28 protein-coding genes are annotated in these 25,749 nt (G+C 64.0%); 27 read left to right on the top strand and 1 reads right to left on the bottom strand.

The genetic code is table 11. The features are described from left to right. Positions 1 to 55: 55 nt before the first annotated feature. From S101446_RS14425 to gloA, 18 genes are all read left to right on the top strand, one after another. A complete protein-coding gene (locus S101446_RS14425; protein ID WP_010507754.1) occupies positions 56 to 2,341 on the top strand; it encodes a RelA/SpoT family protein in 2,286 nt (761 codons plus the stop codon). A gap of 3 nt (positions 2,342 to 2,344) precedes the next feature. After that, entirely contained in the window at positions 2,345 to 2,758 is a 414-nt protein-coding gene (gene acpS, locus S101446_RS14430) for a holo-ACP synthase (RefSeq protein ID WP_087608648.1), read from the top strand. 126 nt (positions 2,759 to 2,884) lie between these two features. Then, the gene (lepB, locus tag S101446_RS14435; RefSeq protein WP_010507752.1) at positions 2,885 to 3,691 is read left to right on the top strand and encodes a signal peptidase I; all 807 of its coding nucleotides are present in this window, start codon (positions 2,885 to 2,887) and stop codon (positions 3,689 to 3,691) included. 2 nt (positions 3,692 to 3,693) lie between these two features. Then, the gene (rnc, locus tag S101446_RS14440) at positions 3,694 to 4,470 is read left to right on the top strand and encodes a ribonuclease III (RefSeq protein ID WP_087608649.1); all 777 of its coding nucleotides are present in this window, start codon (positions 3,694 to 3,696) and stop codon (positions 4,468 to 4,470) included. Further along, a complete protein-coding gene (gene era, locus S101446_RS14445; protein ID WP_087608650.1) occupies positions 4,467 to 5,381 on the top strand; it encodes a GTPase Era in 915 nt (304 codons plus the stop codon). Before rnc ends, era begins: the two co-directional genes overlap by 4 nt. 115 nt (positions 5,382 to 5,496) lie before the next feature. Further along, a complete protein-coding gene (gene pyrH / locus S101446_RS14450; RefSeq protein ID WP_019084692.1) occupies positions 5,497 to 6,237 on the top strand; it encodes a UMP kinase in 741 nt (246 codons plus the stop codon). Positions 6,238 to 6,312: 75 nt separating this feature from the next. Then, positions 6,313 to 6,879, top strand: coding sequence for a ribosome recycling factor (frr, locus tag S101446_RS14455; RefSeq protein ID WP_019084693.1), 567 nt, complete (start codon positions 6,313 to 6,315; stop codon positions 6,877 to 6,879). Positions 6,880 to 7,007: 128 nt separating this feature from the next. Beyond that, positions 7,008 to 7,682 carry a polyprenyl diphosphate synthase gene (uppS, locus tag S101446_RS14460; RefSeq protein ID WP_244184630.1) on the top strand — a complete coding sequence of 225 codons (675 nt, stop codon included), beginning with the start codon at positions 7,008 to 7,010 and terminating at the stop codon, positions 7,680 to 7,682. A 4-nt stretch (positions 7,683 to 7,686) separates the two neighbouring features. After that, positions 7,687 to 8,520, top strand: coding sequence for a phosphatidate cytidylyltransferase (locus S101446_RS14465; protein WP_220464658.1), 834 nt, complete (start codon positions 7,687 to 7,689; stop codon positions 8,518 to 8,520). A gap of 44 nt (positions 8,521 to 8,564) precedes the next feature. Beyond that, entirely contained in the window at positions 8,565 to 9,722 is a 1,158-nt protein-coding gene (gene dxr, locus S101446_RS14470) for a 1-deoxy-D-xylulose-5-phosphate reductoisomerase (RefSeq protein WP_010507743.1), read from the top strand. 48 nt (positions 9,723 to 9,770) lie between these two features. Then, positions 9,771 to 10,877 carry an RIP metalloprotease RseP gene (gene rseP, locus S101446_RS14475; protein WP_087608652.1) on the top strand — a complete coding sequence of 369 codons (1,107 nt, stop codon included), beginning with the start codon at positions 9,771 to 9,773 and terminating at the stop codon, positions 10,875 to 10,877. 192 nt (positions 10,878 to 11,069) lie between these two features. Further along, a complete protein-coding gene (gene bamA, locus S101446_RS14480; RefSeq protein ID WP_010507741.1) occupies positions 11,070 to 13,484 on the top strand; it encodes an outer membrane protein assembly factor BamA in 2,415 nt (804 codons plus the stop codon). A gap of 7 nt (positions 13,485 to 13,491) precedes the next feature. Further along, positions 13,492 to 14,337, top strand: a complete 846-nt coding sequence (locus S101446_RS14485; protein WP_019090580.1) for an OmpH family outer membrane protein — start codon at positions 13,492 to 13,494, stop codon at positions 14,335 to 14,337. After that, the gene (gene lpxD, locus S101446_RS14490) at positions 14,294 to 15,433 is read left to right on the top strand and encodes a UDP-3-O-(3-hydroxymyristoyl)glucosamine N-acyltransferase (protein WP_053323129.1); all 1,140 of its coding nucleotides are present in this window, start codon (positions 14,294 to 14,296) and stop codon (positions 15,431 to 15,433) included. The genes S101446_RS14485 and lpxD overlap by 44 nt, the downstream gene beginning before the upstream one ends. A gap of 90 nt (positions 15,434 to 15,523) precedes the next feature. After that, the gene (gene fabZ, locus S101446_RS14495) at positions 15,524 to 16,009 is read left to right on the top strand and encodes a 3-hydroxyacyl-ACP dehydratase FabZ (protein ID WP_053323169.1); all 486 of its coding nucleotides are present in this window, start codon (positions 15,524 to 15,526) and stop codon (positions 16,007 to 16,009) included. Positions 16,010 to 16,140: 131 nt separating this feature from the next. Continuing rightward, positions 16,141 to 16,992, top strand: a complete 852-nt coding sequence (gene lpxA, locus S101446_RS14500) for an acyl-ACP--UDP-N-acetylglucosamine O-acyltransferase (protein ID WP_010507735.1) — start codon at positions 16,141 to 16,143, stop codon at positions 16,990 to 16,992. Then, entirely contained in the window at positions 16,982 to 17,848 is an 867-nt protein-coding gene (locus tag S101446_RS14505; RefSeq protein WP_087608653.1) for an LpxI family protein, read from the top strand. Before lpxA ends, S101446_RS14505 begins: the two co-directional genes overlap by 11 nt. A gap of 14 nt (positions 17,849 to 17,862) precedes the next feature. Further along, positions 17,863 to 18,252 (top strand): lactoylglutathione lyase, encoded by a 390-nt coding sequence (gloA, locus tag S101446_RS14510; RefSeq protein ID WP_010507733.1) that lies wholly within the window; start codon positions 17,863 to 17,865, stop codon positions 18,250 to 18,252. A 15-nt stretch (positions 18,253 to 18,267) separates the two neighbouring features. On the opposite strand, the gene S101446_RS14515 is transcribed toward gloA, so the two are convergent. Next, the gene (locus tag S101446_RS14515; protein WP_148425002.1) at positions 18,268 to 18,495 is read right to left on the bottom strand and encodes a hypothetical protein; all 228 of its coding nucleotides are present in this window, start codon (positions 18,493 to 18,495) and stop codon (positions 18,268 to 18,270) included. Positions 18,496 to 18,647: 152 nt separating this feature from the next. On the opposite strand from S101446_RS14515, the gene rpmH reads away from it, so the two are divergent. The 9 genes from rpmH to S101446_RS14560 all read left to right on the top strand — a co-directional run bounded on the left by rpmH (position 18,648) and on the right by S101446_RS14560 (position 25,736). Then, positions 18,648 to 18,782, top strand: a complete 135-nt coding sequence (rpmH, locus tag S101446_RS14520; RefSeq protein ID WP_010507731.1) for a 50S ribosomal protein L34 — start codon at positions 18,648 to 18,650, stop codon at positions 18,780 to 18,782. Positions 18,783 to 18,858: 76 nt separating this feature from the next. Then, on the top strand, positions 18,859 to 19,209 hold the full coding sequence (gene rnpA, locus S101446_RS14525) for a ribonuclease P protein component (protein ID WP_010507730.1): 351 nt from the start codon (positions 18,859 to 18,861) through the stop codon (positions 19,207 to 19,209). Continuing rightward, positions 19,206 to 19,502 carry a membrane protein insertion efficiency factor YidD gene (yidD, locus tag S101446_RS14530; RefSeq protein WP_087608654.1) on the top strand — a complete coding sequence of 99 codons (297 nt, stop codon included), beginning with the start codon at positions 19,206 to 19,208 and terminating at the stop codon, positions 19,500 to 19,502. The genes rnpA and yidD overlap by 4 nt, the downstream gene beginning before the upstream one ends. Then, positions 19,502 to 21,262, top strand: a complete 1,761-nt coding sequence (yidC, locus tag S101446_RS14535) for a membrane protein insertase YidC (protein ID WP_087608655.1) — start codon at positions 19,502 to 19,504, stop codon at positions 21,260 to 21,262. Before yidD ends, yidC begins: the two co-directional genes overlap by 1 nt. A 13-nt stretch (positions 21,263 to 21,275) precedes the next feature. Continuing rightward, entirely contained in the window at positions 21,276 to 21,941 is a 666-nt protein-coding gene (yihA, locus tag S101446_RS14540) for a ribosome biogenesis GTP-binding protein YihA/YsxC (RefSeq protein WP_010507727.1), read from the top strand. 69 nt (positions 21,942 to 22,010) lie between these two features. Continuing rightward, entirely contained in the window at positions 22,011 to 22,916 is a 906-nt protein-coding gene (gene argB / locus S101446_RS14545) for an acetylglutamate kinase (protein WP_019084704.1), read from the top strand. Between the two features lie 143 nt (positions 22,917 to 23,059). After that, positions 23,060 to 23,908, top strand: a complete 849-nt coding sequence (dapD, locus tag S101446_RS14550; protein ID WP_010507725.1) for a 2,3,4,5-tetrahydropyridine-2,6-dicarboxylate N-succinyltransferase — start codon at positions 23,060 to 23,062, stop codon at positions 23,906 to 23,908. Between the two features lie 23 nt (positions 23,909 to 23,931). Further along, positions 23,932 to 25,089 (top strand): succinyl-diaminopimelate desuccinylase, encoded by a 1,158-nt coding sequence (gene dapE / locus S101446_RS14555; protein ID WP_019084705.1) that lies wholly within the window; start codon positions 23,932 to 23,934, stop codon positions 25,087 to 25,089. Further along, positions 25,089 to 25,736, top strand: coding sequence for a hypothetical protein (locus tag S101446_RS14560; RefSeq protein WP_010507722.1), 648 nt, complete (start codon positions 25,089 to 25,091; stop codon positions 25,734 to 25,736). Before dapE ends, S101446_RS14560 begins: the two co-directional genes overlap by 1 nt. Positions 25,737 to 25,749 lie beyond the last annotated feature (13 nt).

Below are 25,749 nucleotides of genomic sequence, written 5' to 3' on the forward strand. Positions count from 1 at the left end.
GACGAAGGGGTGGAAGGTGACTGACCCGGTCAGATCGGAAACGACATCTTCCTCCATGCCCGTGCCGGTCACGGGTGGAGTGACGGCAGACGCTGCCGCCCTTCCCGCCACGCGGGGGGAAGGGGAACGCGCGGTTTCCTGCGACGGCCTGATCCGTCGCGTGCTGGCGTATGATCCCGGTGCCGATACGGACCTGATCCGCCGCGCCTTTGACGTGGCGAAGGCCGCCCATGCGGGGCAGGCGCGCGATAACGGCGATCCCTACATTACCCATCCGCTGGCCGTCGCCAACATACTGGCGGGCTTCCACCTTGATACCGCCTCGATCATCACGGCGCTGCTGCATGACACGATCGAGGATACGGGCGTTACCCAGCAGCAGCTGCGCAGCGAATTCGGCAATACCGTTGCCGAGCTGGTGGATGGTGTCACCAAGCTGACACGGCTGGAACTGCAGTCGGACCGCACCAAGCAGGCGGAAAACTTCCGCAAGCTGGTGCTGGCGATGTCGCGCGACATCCGCGTGCTGCTGGTCAAGCTGGCCGACCGCCTGCACAACATGCGCACGCTGCATTACGTCCAGCGTCTGGACCGCAGGCAGCGCATCGCGCGCGAAACCATGGAAATCTACGCCCCCCTTGCCGGCCGTATCGGCATGGACAAGGTGAAGGTGGAACTGCAGAACCTGTCGTTCGCGGCGCTTGAGCCCGAAGCGATGGCGACCATCCGTGCGCGCCTGAACTACCTGCGCGGGCAGGGCGCGGATGTCATTGAGGAAATCCGCCGCGAACTTCAGGCCCTGTGCGCGCAGGCCGGGCTGGAAGGCGTGGAGGTGACGGGGCGGGAAAAGACGCCCTATTCCATCTGGGAAAAGATGCAGCGGCGCAATGTCGCCTTTGAACAGCTGTCCGACATCATGGCGTTCCGCATTCTCGTGCCATCGCGGGAAGCCTGTTATGTGGCGCTGGGCGCGGTGCATGCCGCCTATCCGGTCATTGCCGGGCGGTTCAAGGACTATATCTCCACCCCCAAGGCCAACGGTTACCAGAGCCTGCATACCGGCGTGACCCTGCGCCATCCGCGCAACCAGAAGATCGAGGTCCAGATCCGCACGCCGGAAATGCACGACGTGGCCGAAAACGGCGTCGCGTCGCACTGGCTGTACAAACAGTTGCCCGATGCCGCGACGGGCAAGGAGGCGAAGGGCGTCGTCTCCGGCCTGCGCTGGGTGCAGGACCTGCTCGACATCCTTGAGGACTCGGCTGCCCCTGACGAGTTCCTTGAGAACACCAAGCTCGAACTCTATCAGGATCAGGTTTTCTGCTTCACGCCCAAGGGACAGCTGATTTCGCTGCCGCGCGGGGCGACGCCGGTCGATTTCGCCTATGCCGTGCATAGCCAGGTGGGTGATAGCTGCGTGGGCGCGCGCATCAATGGCCGCCTCATGCCGCTGCGCCATGAACTGCAGAATGGCGACCAGGTCGAGATCATGACCGCGCGCGGGGGCACGCCCTCGCCGTCATGGGAACGTTTTGTCGTCACCGGCAAGGCGCGCGCGCGGATCCGCCGCCATGTGGCGCTGCAGCAGCGCGAGGCCCATCTGGAAAGCGGTCGCGTGGCGCTGGCCAAGGCCTTCCGGCAGGAAGGGGTGGACGGGTCGGAAAAGGTGCTTGAAAGCCTGCTCAAGGACCTGCGGATGCAGTCGGTGCCCGACCTGTACGTGGCGGTGGGCAACGGCAACCAGTCCGCGCGTGAAGTCGTGCAGACGGCCTATCCCGAACTGCGTCGTGCGCCGCGTGCGCCGCGCATGGTGCCCGGCCTGTCCATGCGCGCGCCCATGTCGGCCCCCGGCGGGGCGGCGGGGCGGCGCAAGCCGGCCGCTGGCATGGCGCTGGCGGGCGTGGGTGCTGGCATGGCGGTGCATTTTGCCGGGTGCTGCCACCCGCTGCCGGGTGACCGGATCGTGGGCATCGTTTCCACCGGAAAGGGGATAACGGTGCATACGCTGGGGTGCCAGACGCTGGAAAGCTTTGCCGCAACCCCCGAGCGGTTCATGGACCTGGACTGGGATTATGACCTGATCGCGCGCAACGCCACCGGCCATTATACCGGGCGGCTGAGCGTGGTGACCGCCAACGAACCGGCCATGCTGGCGACGCTGACCAATATCGCCGCCAAGCATGAGGGCGTGCTGGTCAACCTGCGTATCGTCAACCGCCAGCTTGAATTCATGGAAATCCTTGCTGATATCGAGGTACGGGACCTGCGGCACCTGACCGCCATCATGGTGGCGCTGCGCGCTGCCCGTGGGGTGGTGCAGGTCGAACGGGCCAGGGGCTAGGCCATGCTGATCGGCATCGGGTCCGACCTGTGTGACGCAAGGCGGATCGAAACCGTCCTGTCACGACATGGAACACGGTTCGAGCAGCGGGTCTTTACCGCGTCCGAACGGGCCGCCGCCGCGCGCAGGCAGGGAAACGCGCGGTTGGGAACCTATGCCAAGCGGTGGGCGGCGAAGGAAGCATGCGCCAAGGCGCTGGGCACCGGCTTTGCGCAGGGCGTGTTCCATCGTGACATGGGGGTTGAAAACCTGCCCACGGGCCAGCCGGTCATGCGGCTTGCGGGCGGGGCGCTGGCGCGGCTGGAGGCGTTGTTGCCCGACGGGCATGTGGCGCGGGTTTTCCTGACCATGACCGATGAACATCCCTATGCCTTCGCACAGGTCATGATCATGGCGGAAAAAGCGGGCGCATCCTGATCACCTGCCTTGCCCGCATGGGCAATGCTTGACAGGTGGGGGGTGCGCGGGCTTGATCCGCACGTTATTCGTCCGGCGCTGCCTGTCCGGTCGATGCCAGATCCGGATTGAAGAACAAGTATGCCAATGGACGATAACAAGACGATTTCCTCCCAGCCGGGACCAGACGCCGCGCGTCGGGACGGTGGCCTGCTGGACCTGCTGCGTACCGTCGTGATCGCCGGGATCCTGGCCATCAGCGTCCGCACGGTGCTGTTTGAGCCGTTCAACATCCCGTCCGGTTCCATGATCCCGACCCTGCAGGTGGGGGACTACGTGTGGGTGGCCAAATACAGCTATGGCTATTCGCGTTACGCGCTGCCCGGTTCCCCCAACCTGTTCGAGGGGCGGATCTTCAACAGCCCCCCGCACCGGGGCGACGTGGCGGTGTTCCGCTTCACCAAGGACACGTCCATCGACTACATCAAGCGTATCGTCGGCCTGCCCGGTGACACGGTGCAGATGCGCGAAGGCAGGCTGTTCCTGAACGGGCAGCAGGTCCCGCGTGAGCCGGAAGGCGAATACACCGCGATAGACGAACACCGCACCCGCATGGAAGGCGACCGCTACCGCGAGATCCTGCCCGGCAGCGGCGGCCATGGCCCGGTGGCCCATGACATCCTGAAACTGACCGATGAGGGCGGCAAGAACGACACCCCGGAATACGTCGTGCCGCCGGGCTATTTCTTCGCCATGGGCGACAACCGTGATGACAGCGCCGACAGCCGCTTCATGGGGGATGAACCGCAGGACCTTGGCTTCGTTCCAATGGAAAACCTGGTGGGGCAGGCCAAATGGATCTTCATGTCCGTCGATAACGCCCATCCGTTCTGGCAGGTTTGGTACTGGCCGGTCGAGATCCGCTGGAACCGCCTGTTCATGGGGATTCACTGACCATGGAGGCCGAACGCGTGCCCGCGGCGGAAATCACCCGGCTGGAGGCGTGTCTGGGGTACCATTTCACCCGGCCCGACCTGCTGCTGCGCGCATTGACCCACCGTTCCGCAGCGCATGAGCGCAATGGCGGCCGCCGCATGCGCCAGAGCGCGGCAAGACGCGGGGCCGGGTCCAACGAACGGCTGGAATTCATTGGCGACCGGGTGCTTGGCCTGCTCATGGCCGAATGGCTGCTCGAACGCTTCCCCGATGAGCAGGAGGGCGCGCTTGGCCCCCGTCACGCGCATCTCGTCTCCCGCACGGTGCTGGCGCAGGTGGCCCACGTCATGGGGCTGCAGTCAGCACTGGACGTGGCCGAGCACGAGGCCCGCGCCGGCGTGCGCCAGATGGCCAACGTGCTGGCCGATGCGGTCGAGGCCATACTGGGGGCCATGTACCTGGATGGCGGGCTGGATCCCGCCCGCGCCTTCGTGCGGCGGATGTGGAATGAATCCATCGTGGCCCAGGCCCGTCCGCCCAAGGATCCCAAGACCGCATTGCAGGAATGGGTGCTGGGGCGCGGGCTGCCGCTGCCGCAGTACCGTGTGGTGTCCGCCGACGGGCCATCGCACGCGCCGCGTTTCGTCATTGCGGTGGACGCGCAGGGCAAAACCGGGCAGGGGATCGCTGGCAGCAAGCGCGCGGCCGAAAGCGATGCCGCATCGGACCTGCTGCGCCAGCTGGGCGCGGGCGGACAGGCCGCTTCTTCCACCGACCGCAAGGGGCAGGGAAAATGACCGGGCAGGATCAGGACAACACGACACGCTGTGGCTTCGTGGCCATTGTGGGCGCGCCCAATGCGGGCAAGTCCACGCTGCTGAACCGCATGGCGGGCACCAAGCTTTCGATTGTCAGCCCCAAGGCGCAGACGACGCGCTTCCGGGTGCTGGGCATCCTCATGCGCAACCGGACCCAGATCCTGCTGGTGGACACGCCGGGTATCTTCCAGCCGCGTCGCAAGCTGGACCGCGCCATGGTCGCGGCCGCGTGGACGGGATCGGAAGATGCCGACATCACGCTGCTGATCGTGGATGCGCGCGCGGGCATGACCGACGCGCTGCGCGCCATAGCGACCCGGCTTGCGGAACAGAAGCGCAGGCTGTGGCTGGTGCTGAACAAGACCGACCTTGTCCGGCGTGACGCGCTGCTGCCGCTGACGGCGGAACTGTCCGCCATCCTGCCGGTCGAGCATGTGTTCATGGTCAGCGCGCGGTCGGGCGAGGGGGTGGACGACCTGCTGGACCGCCTGGCGGCCGACCTGCCGGCGGGACCGTACCTGTATCCCGAAGACGACCTGACCGACCTGCCGGATCGCCTGCTGGCGGCCGAACTGGTGCGCGAACAGATCTTCCTGCAGACGCATGAGGAAGTCCCCTATGCCGCAACGGCCGAGACCGAGGGCTTTGCCGAACGGCCCGACGGGTCGGTGCGCATCGATGTCACGATCTATGTCGCGCGTGGGTCGCACAAGGCCATCCTGATTGGCGAACGCGGCAGCCGGATTCGCGCGATCGGCGAAAAGGCGCGCCATGAACTGACGCGGCTGCTGGGGCGCAAATGCCATCTTTTCCTGAATGTGAAGGAACGCGCGGGATGGGATGAGGAACGCGCCCGCCTGCGCGCGATCGGCCTGGATGATGCGTCCTGAATCCTCAAAAGAGGGATCATCGGCTTGTGGGGGGGGGCATCCCTCTATATGACAGGGCATGGCCGGGCGGCCTGCCCGTCCCTAGCCCCGTCTGCCTGATCTGCGCCGAGGACCAATGACCCAGTCCGACACATCCCCCGCACCATCATACAAGCGCGTCCTGCTGAAAGTATCAGGGGAAGCCCTGATGGGCAGCGGGTCATACGGGGTCGACCCCGCCACGGTTGACGCCATCGCGGCCGACGTGGCGGCCGTGGCCCGGACGGGGGTGGAGGTCTGCCTGGTTATTGGCGGCGGCAATATTTTCCGTGGCGTGGCCGCGGCGGCCCGCGGCATGGACCGTGCGCAGGGCGATTACGCCGGCATGCTGGCGACCGTCATCAACGCGCTGCTCATGCAGAACTCGCTCGAACGCCATGGCGTGCCGACGCGGGTCATGACCGCCATTCACATGTCCTCCATCGCCGAACCCTATATCCGTCGCCGCGCCGTGCGGCATATGGAAAAGGGCCGCGTCGTGATCTTCGCGGCAGGTACCGGCAACCCGTTCTTCACCACTGATACGGGGGCGGCGCTGCGTGCGGCGGAAATGGAATGCAACGCCCTGTTCAAGGGCACGCAGGTTGATGGCGTCTATTCCGCCGACCCGCGCAAGGTGCCCGATGCAAAGCGCTATGACACGCTGACCTACCGTGACGTGCTGGCCAATGACCTGAATGTCATGGATGCGGCGGCGATCAGCCTTGCGCGCGAAAACCGGCTGCCTATCGTGGTATTCAATATTCATGGAAAGGACCCCTTCACCCGCGTCATGCGCGGCGAGGGACGTTTCACCACCATCGTGGCGGCTGACTGAAACCGGGATATCCCTGTCGCCCGTTCGCGGGTGTAGTCATGCCCGGTGGATCAGGAATCAAAAAGGAGGGCCACAGTGTCTGTCGATCAGAAAACCTTGCTGGCGGATCTGACCCGCCGTATGGACGGCGCCATTGAAAGCCTGCGCCGTGACTTTGCGGGCCTGCGTTCGGGTCGCGCCAATCCGGCATTGCTGGAACCCGTGCGGGTGGAAGCCTATGGCGGCGAAGTGCCGCTGACGCAGGTTGGCTCCATCGCCGTGCCGGAAGCGCGCATGCTGACGGTTCAGGTATGGGACCGTACCCTGGTGGGTGCTGTGGAACGCGGCATCCGCGATGCGGGCCTGGGCCTGAACCCGGCGGCTGATGGCCAGACCGTGCGCGTGCCCATTCCCCAGTTGACGGAAGAGCGCCGTAACGAACTGGCCCGCGCGGCCGGCAAGTATGCGGAAAATGGCAAGATCGCCGTGCGCGGCGTGCGCCGTGATGGCATGGACCAGACCAAGAAACTGGAAAAGGCCAGCGAGATCAGCGAAGACGATGTCAAGACATGGTCGGACGCGATCCAGAAGCTGACCGACCAGTACGTCAAGCGCATTGATGATCTGCTGGTTGAAAAAGAACGCGAGATCAAGCAGGTCTGATTGATGCGTGAATGCCGTAACCCCTGTGCTCCATCGTGTGTGTGACTGAGGAGGGCGATCAGGTCTTGTCCGGGTCAGATCATCCAGCCACAGCCCATACGTGCCTGCCGGAACATGTCGCCATCATCATGGACGGCAACGGCCGGTGGGCCAGCACGCGTGGCCTCCCGCTGCTGGCGGGGCACCGCGCGGGGGCGGAAGCCGTGCAGCGCACCGTTCGCGCCGCCACGGCACGGGGGGTGCGATGGCTGACGCTGTATGCCTTCTCATCCGAAAACTGGCGGCGCGCACCGGGGGAGGTCGCGGACCTGACCAGCCTGCTGCGCTATTACCTGCGCCACAAGGTGGCCGAACTGTCGCGCGAAGGGGTGCGGCTGCGCATTATCGGCGACCTTGCACGTTTTCCCCGCGATATTCAGGAAGAAGCCCGTCGCGCCGAAGAGGTGACGTGTGGCAACACCCGGCTGGTGCTGGTGCTGGCGCTGTCCTATGGCGGGCGGGCGGATATCGTGCAGGCGGCGACCCGCATGGCGCAGGCTGTCGCGCGGGGTGAACTGCGGGCCGAGCAGATTGACGAAACCGTTTTCGCCAGCGCCCTGCTGACGGCCGGCATGCCGGATCCCGACCTGGTGGTGCGGACAAGCGGGGAATGCCGCCTGTCCAATTTTCTTTTATGGCAGTCGGCTTATGCCGAACTGGTTTTCCTTGATATTCCCTGGCCGGATTTTGACGCGACGCATTTTGACGCCGTGCTGGATATCTATTCACGGCGTGAAAGGCGATTCGGTGCAAGACCAGCCTGAAAACATGGGCAGGACAGCCCCCGCTGCCGCGGCAGGGAAATCAGGGAACTGGAAAGATCTGCGCGCGCGCGTCCTGTCCGCCGCCGTGCTGGTGCCGTGTGTCGCGCTGTGCGTGTGGTATGGCGGCCTGCTTTATGGTGCGCTGATCGTCGGGGCCATGGCGGGCATGGCCATGGAATGGGCGCGCATGTTCGGCTTCGGGCTGGAAACGCGGCGCGGCCAGTTGTGCATGGCGTGGGCGGCCTGCGTCGGGATTGCGGCGCTGGCGGGACACTGGGGCGGGGCGCTGCTGGTCATGGCGGCGGCGATCGTGCTGGGTCCGGCCCTGTGGGCGGGGCAGGTGGCCATTGGCTGCGCCGGACTGTCGCTGCTGTGGCTGCGCTACATGAGTGAACCGGGAGCGGGCGTTGTCCTGTTTCTCGTCGCATGCGTGGCGCTGAGTGACACCGGGGCCTACATGACCGGGCGGCTGTTTGGTGGCCCGAAGCTTGCGCCGCGTATTTCACCCGCCAAGACATGGTCCGGTTCCATCGGTGGCCTGGGCTGCGCCGTGCTGGGCGGCATGCTGATCGCGGCCCTGCTGCCCGGCGCGCTGCCGGGCGCACTGTGGCGTGGGGCGGTATTCGGCGCCCTTGTCGCCATCGCGGCGCAGGCCGGGGATCTTGCGGAAAGCGCGCTCAAGCGTGCCCGTGGGGTCAAGGATTCCGGTACGATCCTGCCCGGGCACGGTGGGCTGCTGGACCGTTTTGATGGGCTGCTGGTCGCTGCCCCGATGGCGGCCCTGCTGTCACTGGGGGCGGCGGGTGGTGCCGCTTTCTGGTATGTGGGTCTGCGCTGAGCCGATGGCCGGGGCCATGAACAGTTTTGGGGAATGACGTTACAATGAAGACAGTTTCCGTTCTGGGCAGCACGGGCAGCATTGGCTGTTCCACGGTGGACCTGCTGCTGCAGGCGCCTGACCAGTTCCGCACCGGCGCGCTGGTGGGCGGGCGTAATGTCACGAAGCTGGCGGAACAGGCCCGGGCGCTGGGTGCGCAGCGCGCCGTGATCGCCGATGAAAGCCTGCTGCCGGAACTGGAACGCCTGCTGGCCGGCAGCGGCATCGAGACGGCCGGGGGCCGCGCCGCCGTGATCGCGGCGGCAAGCCTGCCGGTAGACTGGACCATGGCCGCCATCACCGGCGCCACGGGGCTGGAACCCACGCTGGCCGCCGTGCGCAATGGCCGGTCCGTAGCACTTGCCAACAAGGAAGCGCTGGTCTGCGCCGGTGATGTCATGCTCCGGGCCGTGGCGGATGCGGGGGCGACCCTGCTGCCGGTCGATTCCGAACATAACGCCGTATTCCAGTCCATGGCCGACAAGCAGGCCGATCAGGTCGAGCAGATCATCCTGACCGCTTCGGGCGGGCCGTTCCGCAGGGCAAGCCTTGAGGAAATGGAAAAGGCCCCGCTGGAGGCGGCGCTGAAGCACCCGACATGGACCATGGGGGCCAAGATCACTATCGATTCCGCCACCATGTTCAACAAGGGTCTGGAACTGATCGAGGCGGCGCGCCTGTTCAACGTGACCGAGGACAAGCTGGGCGTTGTCGTGCATCCGCAGTCCGTGGTGCATGGCATGGTGCAGTATACCGATGGTTCCATCGTGGCGCAGCTTGGCTCGGCCGACATGCGCATTCCCATTGCCCATACGCTGGCATGGCCTGCGCGCATGCCCACCAATTCGCCCCGTCTGGATCTGGCCGCACTGGCGCGCCTTGATTTCGAGGCCCCGGACGAGGTCCGCTTCCCCGCGCTGCGCCTGGCGCGCGAATCCCTGCGTGCGGGTGGGGCGATGCCCGCCATCCTGTCGGGGGCGAATGAAATCGCGGTCGAGGCGTTCCTGAAGCGCGAAATCGGCTTTCTTGATATTGCACGGATCGTCGAGGATGTGATGCAATCCATCGGGCCGCAGCGTGCGGATACGCTGGAAGAAGTGCTGCACTGGGATAATGAATCCCGCCGTGTCGCCCGCCAGCGTACGGTTGCCCGCGCGGCCTGACATGATTCTGGATGGTCTTTCTGGCCATCGGGAGATAGCGTAGCATTCATGCATGATCTGATCCGGACCATTCTGGCTTTCTCCCTTGTGCTGGGGGTGCTGGTTTTCATTCACGAACTTGGTCACTACCTTGCCGCGCGCTGGCGTGGCGTGCATGTCGAGGTTTTTTCGATCGGTTTTGGCCGTCCCCTCCTGCGCTGGCATGACAGCGTGGGCACGGAATGGCGGCTGTGCCCGGTGCCGCTGGGCGGATATGTCCGCCCGCATGGATTCGAGGGGCCGGAAGACGCGACCGAGGAACAGAAGGCCGCGTGGCAGCCCGGACGCACGTTCCATGACAAGCCGGTCCTGTCGCGGGCCATCGTGATCATGGCCGGGCCGGTATTCAACTTCCTGCTGGCCATCGTGCTGTTTACCGGCCTGTTCGCCATGTCGGGGCAGCCGCATATCCTCAATCAGGTGGCCCAGGTCATGCCCGATGGGGCTGCCGCCAGCGCCGGGGTGGAAAAGGGCGACGTAATCGTGCGCGTGGGTGACCACAGGGTGCGCGACGTGACCGACCTGCAGTCCTTTGTCAGCGGGCAGGCGGATGCCCAGACCACGCTGACGGTCCGCCGTAATGGTACGGAACAGGTGCTGCCGGTCCATATCGGTGCGGTCGGGGACAAGGCCAACCGCCACGGCCAGATCGGCGTGTCCTTCGCCGCCGAGGTCGGCAAGCCGCAATCCCTGCCGCGAGCCTTTGTTTCCGCCATCAGGGAAACATGGAACGTATCGGTCCAGACGCTGGACGGGCTGTGGCAGATGATCACGGGACAGCACAGCACCAAGGACCTTGGCGGTCCGCTGCGCATTGCCCAGATGTCGGGCCAGGTGGCGCAGTATGGCGTGCCCAGCCTGGTGTCGTTCATGGCGCTGCTGTCGATCAACCTCGGGCTGATCAACCTGTTCCCCGTGCCGATTCTTGATGGGGGGCGGCTGGTGTTTTATATATTTGAGGCTATTCTGGGGCGGCCGGTGTCTCGTCGGGTGCAGGAAATCAGCTTTCAGGCTGGCTTTGCGCTGATTGCCGGATTATTTCTGTTTTCAACCTTTAACGATCTGTCACATTTCGGCCTGTTCCAATGGCTCGCGTCGCGCGCCGGACAGGGCTAAGGTGCAGCGGGTGACACAAGTGCTTGCACAGTGTGGCGTATATCGGATAGGTCCGCCACGAAGACTGATACATGACAGGAAGGGAGCCGGCCCTCCATCCGGTCTTAATGCATGGCTGATCCGCATGCCGAGTGGTGAGGAATAGCGATTTTGTCGAGTAAACGTTCAGCGCTGCTTGCGTCTGTCTGCGTTATGCCGCTGTTCTGGACGGCCGGTGCATATGCACAGGAAGAAGCAGCACAGAACACGCCATTCGGCGGGGATATGGCGCCAGTGGACGGCGTGCAGCAGGAACCCGAGGTGGAGGCGATCAAGGCCCCGCCACTTGAAGACCCGATCGAAGCGGTGGACATCAAGGGCAACAGCCGCATCGAAACCAGCACCATCCTGTCATACATGGTTGTCCAGCCGGGCGACCGCTTCAATCAGGATCTGCTCGACCGTTCGCTCAAGACCCTGTACGCCACCGGACTGTTTCATGACGTAACGCTCAAGCGCGTGGGCAACGTGCTTGAAGTGCATGTGGTCGAAAACCCGATCGTCAACCGTATCGTGTTCGAAGGTAACCATGCCGCCAAGGACGAGGACCTGACGAAAGTCATCTCGCTGCGTCCGCGCGCGGTCTATTCCCCGCAGGGCATTGCCGCCGACCGCACCAAGATCCTGGGTGTCTATGCGGAAAAGGCGCGGTACGCGGCCACCGTCACACCGCAGATCATCCGCCTTGCACATAACCGCGTTGATGTGATCTTCCACATCAACGAAGCGCAGAAGACGCTGATCAAGAAGGTCACGTTTGTAGGCAACCACGCATTCAGCAGCGCGGCCCTGGCGGGTGTCGTATCATCCAAGGAGACGGCATGGTACCGTTTCTTTGCTTCCAGCGACCAGTACAACCCCGAACGCATCAAGTATGATGCTGAATTGCTGCATCGTTTTTACCTGAAAAACGGCTTTGTCGATTTTCAGATCAAGAACGCCACGGGCGAACTGTCGGCTGACCGCAAGAGCTTCTACATCACCTATACGATGGAAGAAGGCCCACGTTACCGCCTGAACAAGATGGATGTACGCTCGTCCCTGCGTCATGTCAGCGCTGAGTCGATGCGCAAGTACATCTCGCTGTTCCACGGGCAGTGGTATGATGGCAGCGCCATCCAGCACAACGCGACGGACATGCAGGAAATGCTGCAGGGCAAGGGCTATCCCTTCGCCATGGTCCATCCCGAAATTGCCCGCAACCCGGAAAAACGCACCGTCAACCTGCTGTTTGACATAAGCGAAGGCCCGCGGATGTATGTCGAGCGTATCGACATCAACGGCAACACCATTACCGAGGACAAGGTCATCCGGCGCCAGCTGCCCATGGCCGAAGGAGACCCGTACACCCCGCTGGACCGCAAGTATTCCAAGCTGATCCTGGAAGACCTGGGCTTCTTCAAGACGGTCTCGATCGACCAGACGCCCGGTTCCGCGCCGGACAAGGTCAATATCTCGGCCGACGTGGTGGAAAAGCCGACGGGTGAATTCTCGCTTGGTGGCGGTTACTCGACCGATGCCGGCGTGCTGGGCAATCTCGGGCTGAAGCAGCATAACCTGCTGGGCACCGGCATTGACGCAGGCTTCACGGGTACTGCCGCGTATTATGAAGACCAGGCCGACATCTCGCTGACGGACCCGTATTTCCTCAACCGCAATCTTGTGGCGGGCATCGACCTGTTCGGTATCCAGAACCGCTACATGACGTACCAGAGCTATTCCGAAGCGCGTATCGGCATGACGCTGCGCATGGGGTATTCGTACAACAACCATCTGTCGCAGTCGTGGAGCTATACGCTGACCGATCGTGACATCGGTGATACGTGGTCTGATTCGTCATATTACGTGCAGGACCAGAATGGCTGGTCGCTCCTGTCACAGCTCAGCACCACACTGACATACGATACACGCGACCGCAGGCAGCAGCCGCATAAAGGTTTCGTCATACGTGTGGGTGGCGATTTCGCCGGTATCGGCGGTAACGAGCGCTACCTGCGTGGCAAGGTGGATGCCGCCTACTACATCCCGCTTGACAGCATCATGGGCAACCATGACTGGACGGTCAGCTTCCGTGCCGGTGCGGGTGACATCATGAACTGGGGCGGTGGTCGCAGCGACATCATCGATAACTTCTACCTTGGTGGTAACTCGCTGCGCGGCTTCATGGATGGTGGTGTCGGCCCGCGAAGCTACGCGATTCCCGCGCGTGACGGCAACCCGATGCATTCGCAGCAGGACTTCCTGGGTGGCCGGTTCATGTACACGGCATCCGCGCAGGTGGATTTCCCCATTCCGTTCGCATCGGCCATGGGGATCAAGGGACGGTACTTCGTGGATATGGGCGGGCTGGACGGGCTGCGTGTCCGTCGGCGCTATACATCCATGAAAGACTGGCCGAAATATACCCCGGTGTATGATGATACGCTTACGCCCGTGGTCTCGACCGGCGTGGGTATCGCGTGGAAGAGTCCGTTCGGGCTTGTGAATATCGATCTGGGCGTTCCCCTGCACAAGGGAACGAACGACAGGACCCAGTTGCTCCGCTTCGGCTTCGGCCAACAATTCTGAGGTGATAATGTTGCGTAAATCCGGCATTCGTCTGCTTGCCGCAACCGCTCTGCTCGGGTGGGGATATCAGGCCGTATCGGGCGCGCATGCGCAGGGTTCGGGCGGGAACTCCGGCTGGTTCGTGCCCAAGGCGTCGCAGCCTGCCCCCCATCCCGCCGCGCATGAGGCGCCACCCCCCGTGCAACTGCCCGCCCCGCAGTCCGACAGCGAGGAGGCACAGTCACAGACGCCGCCCATCCTGCCGCAGCCGCCCGTGCCCAAGGCGCCGGACGTGCCCAAGAGCGCACCGCCCCCGGCCCCTGTCATCGGCGTGATCAGCGTGCCGGATGTCATGCGCATGTCGTCCGCCGCGCAGCAGGCCGAACGCGTGCTGGGTGCGCGCCGTGACGACCTGGCCCGCGATGCGCAGAAGGAACAGGCAGGCTGGCGTGACGAACAGCAGAAGCTGCAGGGTCAGGCCAAGACCATGTCATCCGACCAGATCCAGAGCAGCGAGCGCAAGCTGCAGGAACGCGTGCTGGCGGCGCAGAAGAACTTCCGCAACCGCAACCGCGTCATTCAGGAAGCGGCCCAGGTCGCGCTGGGGCAGATCGAACGCGAACTGGTCCAGATCATCCGGCAGGTTGCCGCCAGCCGTGGCATGAACCTTGTGCTGCATCGTGAACAGGTGGCCCTGAGCCAGGAAAGCCTGGATATTACGCAGCAGGTGGCAACGCAGCTGAACGGCGTGCTGCCGACCGTATTCATTCCCGCCGCGGATGTGGACCCGGAGGTTCTGGCCAAGTCCGGCACCATGCCGACCACGGCGGATGCCGACCGTCCAGCCGCTGCCGCCGCGCCGGCCAAGCATTAAGGCCTGTTTCATGACAGTGACGCCGGATAACGTACCGGGCGATCCACGGTTTTTCGTAACGCAGGGACCGTTCGGGCTGGAACAGCTTGCGCAATGCAGCGGGGCTGAACTGCGCAAGGCTGCCGACGGGGCGGAAACCAGCACCCCGTTCAGCGGCATCGCGCCGCTGCAGTCCGCCACGCGGGGGCAGGTCAGCTTTCTGGACAACCGGCGCTATCTTCCCCTGCTGGAAGGGACGGGTGCTGGCGCGGTAATCGTAGCCCCCGCCTTTGCGGACAAGGTGCCGCCGCATGCCGCCGTTCTGGTGTCAAAGGCTCCGTACCAGGCATGGGCCCGCATTGCGTCCCTGTTCTATCCGCCGCCACCGGTCCGGCCGGGCATCCACCCTTCCGCCGTGATCGGTACCGGGTGCGAAATCGACCCGACGGCCGCGATCGGCGCCTTTACGGTGGTGGGGGACGGCGTGCGGATTGGCGCGGGTTCCGCTATCGGCACCCATGTCAGCATCGGGAGCGGGGTGGAAATCGGGGCGCGTTGCCGTATTGGCGCGCATGTCGCCATTTCCCACGCCCTGCTGGGTGAACGTGTCACGCTGCTGCCGGGGGCGCGGATCGGTCAGGACGGGTTTGGCTTTGCCGTGACACCCGAAGGGTTTGAAAGCGTACCGCAGCTTGGTCGCGTCATTCTGGAAGACGGGGTGGAGATCGGGGCCAATTCCACCGTGGATCGCGGGTCCATCCGTGATACGGTGATCGGGGCTGGCTCACGCCTCGACAACCTGGTGCAGATTGGCCATAATGCGCGGCTGGGGCGCTGCTGTATCGTAGTTTCCCAGGCTGGCATTTCGGGTTCGACCGAACTTGGTGATTTCGTGACGGTTGCGGCGCAGGCCGGGCTGATCGGGCATATCAAGATCGGTGCCAAGGCCCGGATCGGCGCGCAGTGTGGTGTCATGTCCGATGTGGAAGCCGGAGCCGATGTGATCGGTAGTCCGGCCATGCCTTTTCGGGAATTTTTCCGGAACGTGGCCTTTCTGCGTCGGATGGCCAGGAAAACGACGCAGGATGGAAACAGGGAAAAGGCCGACAAGGGCTGATTGCCTGCTGCCATTGCATATTCAACCGGCAGGAAGCCACTGTTCCGTCTGGCGCGGGAGGCTTTCAGGCCGAACAAGTGGTTGGACGACGTGGATAAAGAAGTAGAGGCACTCCCAGCGGACGGCACGCCCGCGACGCTGGAATCAATTGATATCATGCGGATCATGGAAGCGATTCCCCATCGCTATCCGTTCCTGCTGATTGATCGCATGGTTGATATCGTGCTGGGGCAGTCGGCGGTTGGCATCAAGAATGTCACGGTCAACGAACCGCATTTTCAGGGGCATTTCCCCGCACGTCCCGTCATGCCCGGTGTCCTGATCATCGAGGCCATGGCCCAGACGGCCGCGACGCTGGTGGTCCTGACGCTTGGCCCGGCGTTCGAAGGCAAGCTGGTTTACTTCATGACAATCGATGGCGCGAAATTCCGTCGTCCCGTCGGGCCGGGCGACCAGTTGCGCATCCATGTCGAAAAAGAACGCAGCCGTGCGAATGTCTGGAAATTCAAGGGTGTCGCGCGGGTTGATGGCGTGTCTGTTGCCGAAGCAACATTCAGCGCCATGATCATGGGGTAATACCGCGGGAAACGGGTCGTGGCGCGGGCCTGTCCAACGGGCGGCCCGGTGTCCGCTTCCGGGTCTTTGGGCCATAGTTACTTGCGGGGATGGAGGCTATTCTGGCAGGAAGTTCATCTAACGGTACCGACATGGATGAACGGCGTGGAAAAGCGCCTGAAATCCATCCGTCATCCATTGTGTCCAGCCGCGCGCGGATCGGCAGGGGCGTGCGCATCGGGCCATGGTGTTCGATCGGGCCGGATGTCGAAATCGGTGATAATGTCGAACTGATTTCACATGTGGTGATTGACGGGCGCACGACCCTGGGGGATGGGGTGGTGTGTTATCCCTTCACCTCTGTCGGGATGGCGCCGCAGGACCTGAAATACAGGGGTGAACCGACATCGTGCATGATTGGTGCCCGCACCATCATCCGTGAAAACGTGACCATTCACCGTGGCACCGCCACCGGCACCGGTTTGACCCGCATCGGGCCGGACTGCCTGATCATGGCGAATTCCCATGTGGCGCATGACTGCACGCTGGGGCGGGGTGTCATTATCGTCAACAACGTGGTCATGGGTGGCCATGTGGTGATCGGGGATGATGCCCGGATCATGGGGGCGGCGGCGCTGCACCAGTTCGTGCGCATTGGCCATGCGGCGCTGGTCGGTGGTGTGTGCGGGGTGGAAGCGGATGTCATCCCCTATGGCAGCGTGCTGGGCAACCGCGCGCGACTGGTGGGACTGCACTGGATCTGGCTGCGCCGCAATGGCGTCCAGCCAGAGGAAGTCCGGCGCATGCGCCAGGCCTTCCGCGCCTTGTATCCCAAGGCGGCCCATGCCACCGGCGCGGTATTTCAGGACCGGCTGGAGCATGTGCGCCAGACCTATGCCGATGATGCGCGGGTTGTTGAAATCCTTGATTTCATCGCGGCCCCCAGCCATCGCGGGCTTGTGCGTGTCCAGAGCGGGGACATGATCGAGAGCGATGGCGCCTGAACCGGCAGCCGACCGGCAGGGGCCATGCGTTGGCATCCTTGCCGGTGGCGGCCCGCTGCCCGGTCAGGTGGCCCGGGCGGTGGAACAGGCGGGTGGCCGGGTTTTCATTGTCGGGTTCCAGGGTTTTGCCGAACCCGCGGTGATCGCTCACTGGCCGCATCGCATGATCCGCCTTGCGGCGGCGGGCGAAATCCTGTCCGCGTTACATGAACACCACTGTCATGACCTTGTGCTGATTGGTCCCGTAAGGCGGCCCTCCCTCGTCAACCTGCGTCCCGATGCGACGGGCGCGCGTATTCTTGCGCGTATCGGCAAGGCGCTGTTTGCGGGCGATGACGGGCTGCTCGGGGCAATCGTGCGCGTGCTGGGGGAAGAAGGGTTCACCATCCGTGGCGCGCATGAATACCTGTCCGGGTCGGTGGCGCGCCGGGGCGTGATGGGGGCGATCGGTCCCGATATGGCGGCACGGAACGACATCATGCTGGGCCGCCGCGTGGTGCGCGAACTGGGGCGGCTGGATATCGGGCAGGGATGTGTGGTGCAGGGCGGTCTCGTGCTGGCGGTGGAGGCCCTGGAAGGGACCGACCGCATGCTTGAACGCGTGGGCGGCCTGCGGCAACCTGACCGCCCGGGTGGTGTTCTGGTCAAGATGGCCAAGCCGGAGCAGGAACGGCGCGCCGACCTGCCAACAATCGGGCCGCGGACGATTGCGGGTGCCGTGACGGCTGGCCTGCGTGGAATCGCGATCGAGGCCGGTGCTACGCTGCTGACCGATCCGGCCACCTGCATTGCCATGGCGGATGAAGCCGGACTGTTCCTGACCGGAATTGGCGGCGAAGATGAAAAAATGGACTGAAGGGGAAATGTCCGATGGGAACCTACCTGCATACAATGGTGCGCGTGCGCAATCTGGAAGCCAGCATCGATTTCTATCAGCTGCTGGGCATGCACGAACTGCGCCGCAAGGATGTACCCGAAGGGAAATACACCCTTGTCTTCATCGGTTATGCCGATAATGCGGCGGGGCAGGCGGAAATCGAACTGACCTATAACTGGGGTCAGGATGATGGATATGATGTCGGCACGGGATTCGGTCACTTCGCCCTTGGGGTGCCCGACGTGACGGCACTGGTTGAAAAGGTCCGTGCCGGTGGCGGCAAGGTCACGCGTGAACCAGGGCCGGTCAAATTCGGCACCACCTTCATCGCCTTTGTCGAGGACCCCGACGGATACAAGATCGAGCTGATCCAGAAGCCCTGACCGGCGCGCGACCGGTTATGGCCTGCGGGCGGCAAGAAGCTGGCGCATCGCGCTGAGTTCTTCTGTCGCCGCATCCAGCGCCGCCAGGATGTCACGCGCCGCCTCCCGGGTGCGTTCGTCCGTGCTCGACGCCAGCGAATCCGCCCGCAGCATGGCGGGGGACAGGTGGCCGCGGATGTCATGGATGTGTCGCCGCAGCCTGTCATCGGTCGTATCGGCAGAGTCGCGTGCAGGGCTGGTCATGAAAATCATCCGGTTATGGTGCAAGGGGGGAGCAGCATTGACGTTGTTCGAAAGCATCAGTATAAGGCGCGGCTCAGGGTTTCCGTAGTGTACGGGGCCTGTTGGAATTTATTCCGTAACCTGTCTGTCATTGTCAATCTGGGAGTGCCGTTGTGAAGCGCACGTATCAACCCTCGAAGCTGGTCCGCAAGCGTCGCCACGGCTTCCGTTCGCGTATGGAAACCGTTGGTGGCCGCAAGGTTGTCGCAAACCGTCGTACCAAGGGTCGCAAGCGTCTTTCTGCCTGAGGCAGGTGACGTCTGTACGGTCCGGGCGCCTGTGTGCCCGGAACCATGAATGTCTCTATACAAGGGGCGGCTGAAAGTGGCCGACAAGTCCACGCGCCTTAAAAAACGTGCTGAGTTCCTGCGGGTTGCGGCCAAGGGTCGCAAGGCGCCCGTTCCGGGACTGGTGCTGCAGGCGCTTGAACGCGGCGACACGCAGGCTGCCCGGTACGGTTTTACCGTTACCAAGAAAGTAGGCAATTCCGTCGTGCGCAACCGGGCGCGGCGGCGCCTGCGTGAAGTGGTCCGGCTGGTTGGTCGCGAACAGGCGCTTGCGGGCGTTGATATCGTGGTCATCGGGCGGGCTGGCACATGCGGGCGGCGGTTTGATGCCCTGATGGGGGATTACCGCAAGGCCCTGCGCAAGGCGGGAGTGAAGGAAGAATCGTGAGTACGTCTTCCATCAGCCTGCCTGCCCATATGCTGCGCGCGGTCATTCGCGCGTATCAGCTGGTGATCCGTCCCATATGGGGCGCGCATTGCCGATTCACTCCTTCATGCAGTCATTATGCACGCGACGCGATTGCCCTCCACGGGGCCATGCGCGGCAGTGTGCTGGCGGGGTGGCGCATCCTGCGCTGCAACCCCTGGAACGCGGGTGGTCACGATCCCGTTCCCGCCACGGCCTGCGGCTGTGACATGCATGACTCCATGAAAAACACGAAAAGTCTGGCGGGTCGCTGATGGATATCAAGCGTTTTATGGTGGCAACAGCACTGTCTGCCGTGGTGCTGGTTGGGTTCGAGTATTTCCTGCCACAGCAGAACCATAAAACGGTCGAGCAGCAGGCCGATACCGCCACGCCCGCACCGGCGCCCGTCGCGGGTGACGCCACGGCGGCGGCAGCGCCTGCGGATACGGGCCAGCCCGACCCGCGCGTTGCGATTGATGCCGACCGCGTGCATGGCTCGCTTGACCTGCGTGGCGCGCGCCTTGATGACCTTGTGCTCAAGAATTACCACGAGACGGTAAAGGACGGCAGCCCGCTGGTGCGCGTGCTGGAACCGCGCGGGCAGGCGGAACCCAACTTGATTGAGGTCGGCTGGACCAATGTCAGCGGCGGCCATGTCAGCGTGCCCGACGCCAATACCGTCTGGACCGCCGACCATGATACCCTGACGCAGGCGCAGCCCGTTACCCTGTCATGGGATAACGGTCAGGGGCAGGTGTTCCAGATCGGCATCGCGATTGACCAGAACTACATGTTCTCGGTCACGCAGAAGGTCATCAACCATGGCGGGGAATCGGTTTCGCTGTATCCCTTCTCCCGCGTGGAACGTGCCTATACCCCGGTTGAGACGGGCGGCTACCTGGTGCATGAGGGGCCGATTTCCGTCATTGACCACAAGCTGGATGAGAGTTCCTACAAATCCCTGCGCAAGGGCGCCGTGCCGCCGGGCAACATCGCGTGGACCAAGGCGGGTCAGGGCGGATGGGCCGGGATTACCGACAAATACTGGCTGTCCGCCGTCATTCCGCAGCAGGACAGCGACGTGGCGGGCACCTATGCCTACCAGCCCACGGGCGGGGACAAGGGCATTTATGATGTCGGCTTCACCGCGCGCGCGCCGCTGGTGGTTGCCGCCGGGGGCGATGCCACAACCGCAAGCCACGTTTTTGCCGGGGCGAAGGAAGTGCCGCTGCTGGAAAAATATGAATCCAGTCTGAATATTCCCGATTTCTGGAAAGCGGTCGATTTCGGCTGGTTTGCGTTCCTGACGCGCCCGATCTTCACGGTGCTGGACTGGCTGAACACCATGCTGGGCAATTTCGGCCTGGCGCTGATGGCGTTCACCCTGCTGGTCAAGGCGCTGTTCTTCCCGCTGGCGACCAAGCAGTTCCATTCCATGGGCAAGATGCGGCAGCTTCAGCCCAAGATCAAAGCCCTGCGTGAGCGCTATAAAGACGACCAGATGGCGCTGAACCAGCAGATGATCGCGCTGTACAAGCAGGAAAAGGTCAACCCGGCCAGCGGCTGCCTGCCCATGCTGCTGCAGATCCCGGTGTTCTGGTGCCTGTACAAGGACCTGTACGTCACGATCGAGATGCGGCACGCGCCCTTCTTCGGCTGGATCCATGACCTGTCGTCCTTCGATCCGACCAACCTGTTCACCCTGTTCGGGCTGATCCCGTGGAATCCGTCGGTCATCTCCCCCATGCTCCAGCTTGGCCTGTGGCCGATCGCGTTCGGGCTGACCATGTTTGCCCAGATGCGCCTGAACCCCGCCCCGGCGGCGGACCCGGCGCAGCAGAAGATGTTCCAGTTCATGCCAATCATCTTCACGTTCTTCATGGCGCGCCAGCCATCGGGGCTGGTGATCTACTATTGCTGGAACAACCTGCTGACCATGGCGCAGCAGACGCTGATCCAGCGCCGGATGAACAAGGCTACGCCCGCTGTGGCGGCCCCTGCGAAGCCCAAGCTTCCGGCCGGGAAGAAATAGGGACGGGATCAAGATGGTGGAATTTTCCTCCTCCACGCCAACACCGGAAGAAATGGAACGCGACATCGAAATCGGTCGCGTCCTGTTCGCGGGTGAATTCAGGTTCGTGTTCGGCGCGCAGCAGCTTGGCCAGTTGCCTGATCCCGTCCTGCCCGAAATCGCGTTTGCCGGGCGGTCCAATGTTGGCAAGTCCAGCCTGATCAACGCCCTGACCGGGCGGCGGGCGCTGGCGCGGGCATCGTCCGAGCCGGGACGGACCAAGCAGCTCAATTTCTTTGAACTGGCCGACCGGCTGACACTGGTGGACATGCCCGGCTATGGTTTTGCCAAGGCCGCCAAGGCGGTCAAGGAAGACTGGCAGGGCATGATGTTTTCCTACCTGCGCGGCAGGCCGACGCTGCGCCGTGTCGTGCTGCTGCTGGACAGCCGGGTGGAGGTCAAGGCGACCGACCAGGAAATCATGAAGCTGCTGGACCGGGCCGCCGTAACATTTCAGGTCGTGCTGACCAAGTGCGACGTGCCCAAGCCCGCGATGCTGGAAGCCAAGATGCGCGAAGTCACCGCTATCGTGGCCACGCATGCCGCAGCCTTCCCGGATGTGCTGGCAACCAGCAGCGAGACCGGGGAAGGGATCGCGGAACTGCGCGCGGAACTCGCGCGGCTGGCCAATCCGGTCTAGGGCGGCCACACGTCCGGCCCCGCCGCGGGCCATGGGTATTCAGCAGTCAGGAGCGAAGGGAACGTTCGGATGACAGGAACGCAATCGGGCGACCGGGAAGCACAGGTACGGGCCGAGGTTCTGGCCAGGGCGCTGCCTTACCTCCGCCGGTATGCGGGGGACACGGTTGTCGTCAAATACGGCGGCAGCGCGATGGTCGATACATCGCTGTCCACCGCGTTCGGCCATGATATCGCGCTGCTCAAGCAGGTCGGGGTCAACCCAGTCGTGGTGCATGGCGGCGGGCCGCAGATCAGTGCGATGCTCAAGCGGCTGCAGATTGAATCGACCTTCATCGACGGCCTGCGCGTGACCGACGCCGCCATGATCGACGTGATCGAGATGGTACTGGGTGGCAAGGTGAACAAGCAGGTCGCGGGCCTGATCAACCGGGCCGGTGCGCTGGCGGTCGGCATTTCGGGACTGGATGGCGGCCTGATTTCCGCCCGCAGGCTGCAGCGTCGCGCGCGCGAAGCCGGTGTCGAGACCGATCGCCTGCTGGACCTTGGCTTCGTGGGGGAACCCACCCGCATCGACCCGCGCGTGATCTATGCGCTGTCCGGTTCGGGCCTGATCCCGGTGATCGCGCCCATCGGCGCGGGTGAACAGGGCGAGACCTACAACATCAATGCCGACACCGCCGCAGGCGCCATTGCGGGCGCGGTCAATGCCAGCCGTCTGCTCATGCTGACGGATGTGCCCGGCGTGCTGGATGGTGATGGCAGGCTGATCCCGGAACTGACGGCGGAAGACGCGCGCCGTGGCATCGCCAGCGGCATGATTTCCGGCGGCATGATCCCCAAGGTCGAAACCTGTCTGGAGGCCGTGCGCGCGGGTGCGAAGGCCGCCGTCATCCTTGATGGCCGGGTGCGGCATTCCTGCCTGCTGGAACTGTTTACGGAAGCCGGGCCGGGCACCCTGATCCGCGGCGGATAGAACACGCCCGATCGGGTCATGGCGGGGCAGGGCCAGTGCGTTGACATTGCCCATGATCCTCCGCATGGTCCGCAGGCAATCAATACCGAAGGCCCCCGGCATGCCCCGCCGGGGATGCCTGCCCAAGACAGGATTTTGCAAATATGACCGATACATCCCTTCAGAGCCAGATCGAGGCCCTGTGGGAGCGTCGCGAGACGCTGTCCACCGCCACCACCGGCGCTGACCGTGATGCCGTCGAGGCGGCGCTTCTGGCGCTGGATTCCGGCAGGCTGCGCGTCGCAACCCCCGGCCCGGCCGGCTGGGTCGTCAATGAATGGCTGAAGAAGGCTGTCCTGCTGTCCTTCCGCCTCAATGACAACCGGATTGTCGAAGGCGGCGGCGCGGGCGCGCCCAGCTATGACAAGGTGCCGCTGAAATTCGCAGGCTGGGACCAGGCGGCGTTTGCCGCCGCGGGTTTCCGTGCGGTGCCGGGTTCCATCGTGCGCCGTTCCGCGTTCATCGCGCCGGGTGTCGTGCTGATGCCAAGCTTCGTCAATGCCGGTGCGTATGTCGATAGCGGCACGATGGTCGATACATGGGTTACGATCGGCAGCTGCGCGCAGATCGGCAAGAACTGCCATATCAGCGGTGGCGTGGGCATCGGCGGCGTTCTGGAGCCGCTGCAGGCTGCCCCCGTCATCATCGAGGACGGCTGCTTCATCGGTGCGCGTTCGGAAGTGGCCGAAGGCGTCGTGGTCGAACGCGGCAGCGTGCTGTCCATGGGCGTGTTCCTTGGCGCTTCCACCAAGATCGTCGACCGCGCGACGGGGGAGGTCTTCATGGGCCGCGTTCCGGCCTATTCCGTGGTCGTGCCCGGCACGCTGCCGCCGCGCCAGGCGACCAGCACCGATGGCAAGCCGCTGCCGTCGCTGGACTGCGCGGTGATCGTCAAGCGCGTCGATGAACGCACGCGCTCCAAGACCTCGATCAACGACCTGCTGCGCGGCTGAGAAACATCATGGGGGATGGCGGAATGGCGAATACGGAACAGGATCCCGGCGGCGTCATCGCCCTTGCGCGTGACCTGATCCGCTGTCCTTCCGTAACCCCCGATGATGGCTGCGGTATTGCCGCGTTGGCCCGTGTGCTGGAACAGATCGGTTTCAGCGTAACCCTGCTGCCGTTTGGCGAAGGGGCGGCGCGTACGCCCAACCTGTTCGCCCGCCTTGGCACGGGGCATCCACACCTGTGTTTCGCGGGGCATACGGATGTCGTGCCGGTGGGCGACGACAGTGCATGGGCACATGATCCCTTTGGCGGGGTCATACATGACGGTGTCCTGTTCGGTCGGGGCGCGTGCGACATGAAGGGGGGCATCGCCGCCTTTGTCGCCGCCGTCAGGCTGTATCTGGAACAGGCGCCACGACCACAGGGGTCGATCAGCCTGCTGATCACGGGCGATGAGGAAGGCCCCGCCACCAACGGCACGGTGCGCGTGCTGGAATGGATGGCGGCCGAAGGCCAGATCCCCGATTTCTGCCTTGTGGGCGAACCTACCAACCCCGCCGGAATGGGCGAGGTGATCAAGATCGGCCGCCGTGGCAGCCTGAATGCCCATATTGTCGTGCATGGCACGCAGGGCCATGTGGCCTATCCACACCGGGCGGATAACCCGGTTCACCGCCTGCTGGCGCTTCTGGGTGAACTGACGGCGGCCCCGCTGGACGCCGGCAGTGAATGGTTCGAGGCGTCCAGCCTGCAGGTCACCAGCCTTGACGTGGGCAATACGGCCACCAATGTCATTCCTGCCCGGGCCGAGGCCCGGCTGAACATCCGTTTCAATGACCTGCATACCGGCGCCGACCTTGCGGGCTGGATCCGGACCGTGGCCACGCGGCATGCCCCACGGGCGGATGTGGGCATTTCCATCAGCGGTGAATCCTTCCTGACCGAACCCGGCGCGCCGGTGGAGGCCCTGCGTGCAAGCGTGCGGGCGGTGACGGGGCATGTGCCCCGGCTGGATACCGGCGGCGGCACGTCGGATGCCCGCTTTATCAGCCGTTACTGCCCCGTGGCGGAATTCGGGCTGGTGGGGGCAAGCATGCACAAGACGGACGAGCATGTCAGCCTGTCGGACCTGAAGCAGCTGACGGCGATCTATACCGGCTTCCTTGAAAAGGTAATGCGTTAATGTCTGATCGCGGCACATCCCCCCAGCCGAATTCACCCGGTCTTGGCATGATCCTCAAGGGAATGCTGCTGCTGGGGCGGGGCCGTGCGGAAGGTATCGCCTATTTTGGCAATACGCGCGATTCCGTGCTGGCCGCCCTCGCGCCCCGGCTTGCACTATGGCTGGTGGGCGGGGGGCTGACCATCGGCACCGCCCCGCAGGCGCTCAGCGGGGTGAAGGTGCTGTTCGCGCTGTGCCTGATCCTGCTGCCCGCGATCGTGACCCATGCGCTGGCGCGGCGGTGGAAGCGTGAAGGACTGTGGCTGCGCTACATCACGGCCGCATGGTGGACGGACTGGGTCACGCTGTTCGTGGGGCTTGCGGTGGCGCTTCTCATGGCGCTGGCTTCGCCCAGGCTGCTGGAATCCGGCACGGGCGCAATGATCCTGAACGGGGTGGAGTTCGGCTACAGCCTGTGGCTGACATGGTACGTGGCGCGTATCGGCCTGCTGCTGCGTCGTGGGCAGGCGGTGGTGCTGGTGCTGGCGATACTGGGCAGCCTTGGCCTGCTGGCGGCGGTGGTCGGTGTGCTTTCCCCGAACCAGCGCGCGTGGCATGACTTCCTCTATCCCTTGCTGGTGCAGCAGGGGCAGGGATCTGCCCACTGATAAAATATGACAG

Origin of the sequence: Komagataeibacter europaeus (genome assembly GCF_002173515.1) — a bacterium.
Classification (GTDB): domain Bacteria; phylum Pseudomonadota; class Alphaproteobacteria; order Acetobacterales; family Acetobacteraceae; genus Komagataeibacter; species Komagataeibacter europaeus.

What these genes read in the sequence shown, in the direction of transcription:
- S101446_RS14425 (WP_010507754.1), top strand. Translation starts at nt 56, where the DNA reads ATGCCCGTGCCGGTCACGGGTGGAGTGACGGCAGACGCTGCCGCCCTT.
- acpS (WP_087608648.1), top strand. Translation starts at nt 2,345, where the DNA reads ATGCTGATCGGCATCGGGTCCGACCTGTGTGACGCAAGGCGGATCGAA.
- lepB (WP_010507752.1), top strand. Translation starts at nt 2,885, where the DNA reads ATGGACGATAACAAGACGATTTCCTCCCAGCCGGGACCAGACGCCGCG.
- rnc (WP_087608649.1), top strand. Translation starts at nt 3,694, where the DNA reads ATGGAGGCCGAACGCGTGCCCGCGGCGGAAATCACCCGGCTGGAGGCG.
- era (WP_087608650.1), top strand. Translation starts at nt 4,467, where the DNA reads ATGACCGGGCAGGATCAGGACAACACGACACGCTGTGGCTTCGTGGCC.
- pyrH (WP_019084692.1), top strand. Translation starts at nt 5,497, where the DNA reads ATGACCCAGTCCGACACATCCCCCGCACCATCATACAAGCGCGTCCTG.
- uppS (WP_244184630.1), top strand. Translation starts at nt 7,008, where the DNA reads ATGGACGGCAACGGCCGGTGGGCCAGCACGCGTGGCCTCCCGCTGCTG.
- S101446_RS14465 (WP_220464658.1), top strand. Translation starts at nt 7,687, where the DNA reads ATGGGCAGGACAGCCCCCGCTGCCGCGGCAGGGAAATCAGGGAACTGG.
- dxr (WP_010507743.1), top strand. Translation starts at nt 8,565, where the DNA reads ATGAAGACAGTTTCCGTTCTGGGCAGCACGGGCAGCATTGGCTGTTCC.
- rseP (WP_087608652.1), top strand. Translation starts at nt 9,771, where the DNA reads ATGCATGATCTGATCCGGACCATTCTGGCTTTCTCCCTTGTGCTGGGG.
- bamA (WP_010507741.1), top strand. Translation starts at nt 11,070, where the DNA reads ATGCCGCTGTTCTGGACGGCCGGTGCATATGCACAGGAAGAAGCAGCA.
- S101446_RS14485 (WP_019090580.1), top strand. Translation starts at nt 13,492, where the DNA reads ATGTTGCGTAAATCCGGCATTCGTCTGCTTGCCGCAACCGCTCTGCTC.
- lpxD (WP_053323129.1), top strand. Translation starts at nt 14,294, where the DNA reads ATGCCGACCGTCCAGCCGCTGCCGCCGCGCCGGCCAAGCATTAAGGCC.
- lpxA (WP_010507735.1), top strand. Translation starts at nt 16,141, where the DNA reads ATGGATGAACGGCGTGGAAAAGCGCCTGAAATCCATCCGTCATCCATT.
- S101446_RS14505 (WP_087608653.1), top strand. Translation starts at nt 16,982, where the DNA reads ATGGCGCCTGAACCGGCAGCCGACCGGCAGGGGCCATGCGTTGGCATC.
- gloA (WP_010507733.1), top strand. Translation starts at nt 17,863, where the DNA reads ATGGGAACCTACCTGCATACAATGGTGCGCGTGCGCAATCTGGAAGCC.
- S101446_RS14515 (WP_148425002.1), bottom strand. Translation starts at nt 18,495, where the DNA reads ATGACCAGCCCTGCACGCGACTCTGCCGATACGACCGATGACAGGCTG.
- yidC (WP_087608655.1), top strand. Translation starts at nt 19,502, where the DNA reads ATGGATATCAAGCGTTTTATGGTGGCAACAGCACTGTCTGCCGTGGTG.
- yihA (WP_010507727.1), top strand. Translation starts at nt 21,276, where the DNA reads ATGGTGGAATTTTCCTCCTCCACGCCAACACCGGAAGAAATGGAACGC.
- argB (WP_019084704.1), top strand. Translation starts at nt 22,011, where the DNA reads ATGACAGGAACGCAATCGGGCGACCGGGAAGCACAGGTACGGGCCGAG.
- dapD (WP_010507725.1), top strand. Translation starts at nt 23,060, where the DNA reads ATGACCGATACATCCCTTCAGAGCCAGATCGAGGCCCTGTGGGAGCGT.
- dapE (WP_019084705.1), top strand. Translation starts at nt 23,932, where the DNA reads ATGGCGAATACGGAACAGGATCCCGGCGGCGTCATCGCCCTTGCGCGT.
- S101446_RS14560 (WP_010507722.1), top strand. Translation starts at nt 25,089, where the DNA reads ATGTCTGATCGCGGCACATCCCCCCAGCCGAATTCACCCGGTCTTGGC.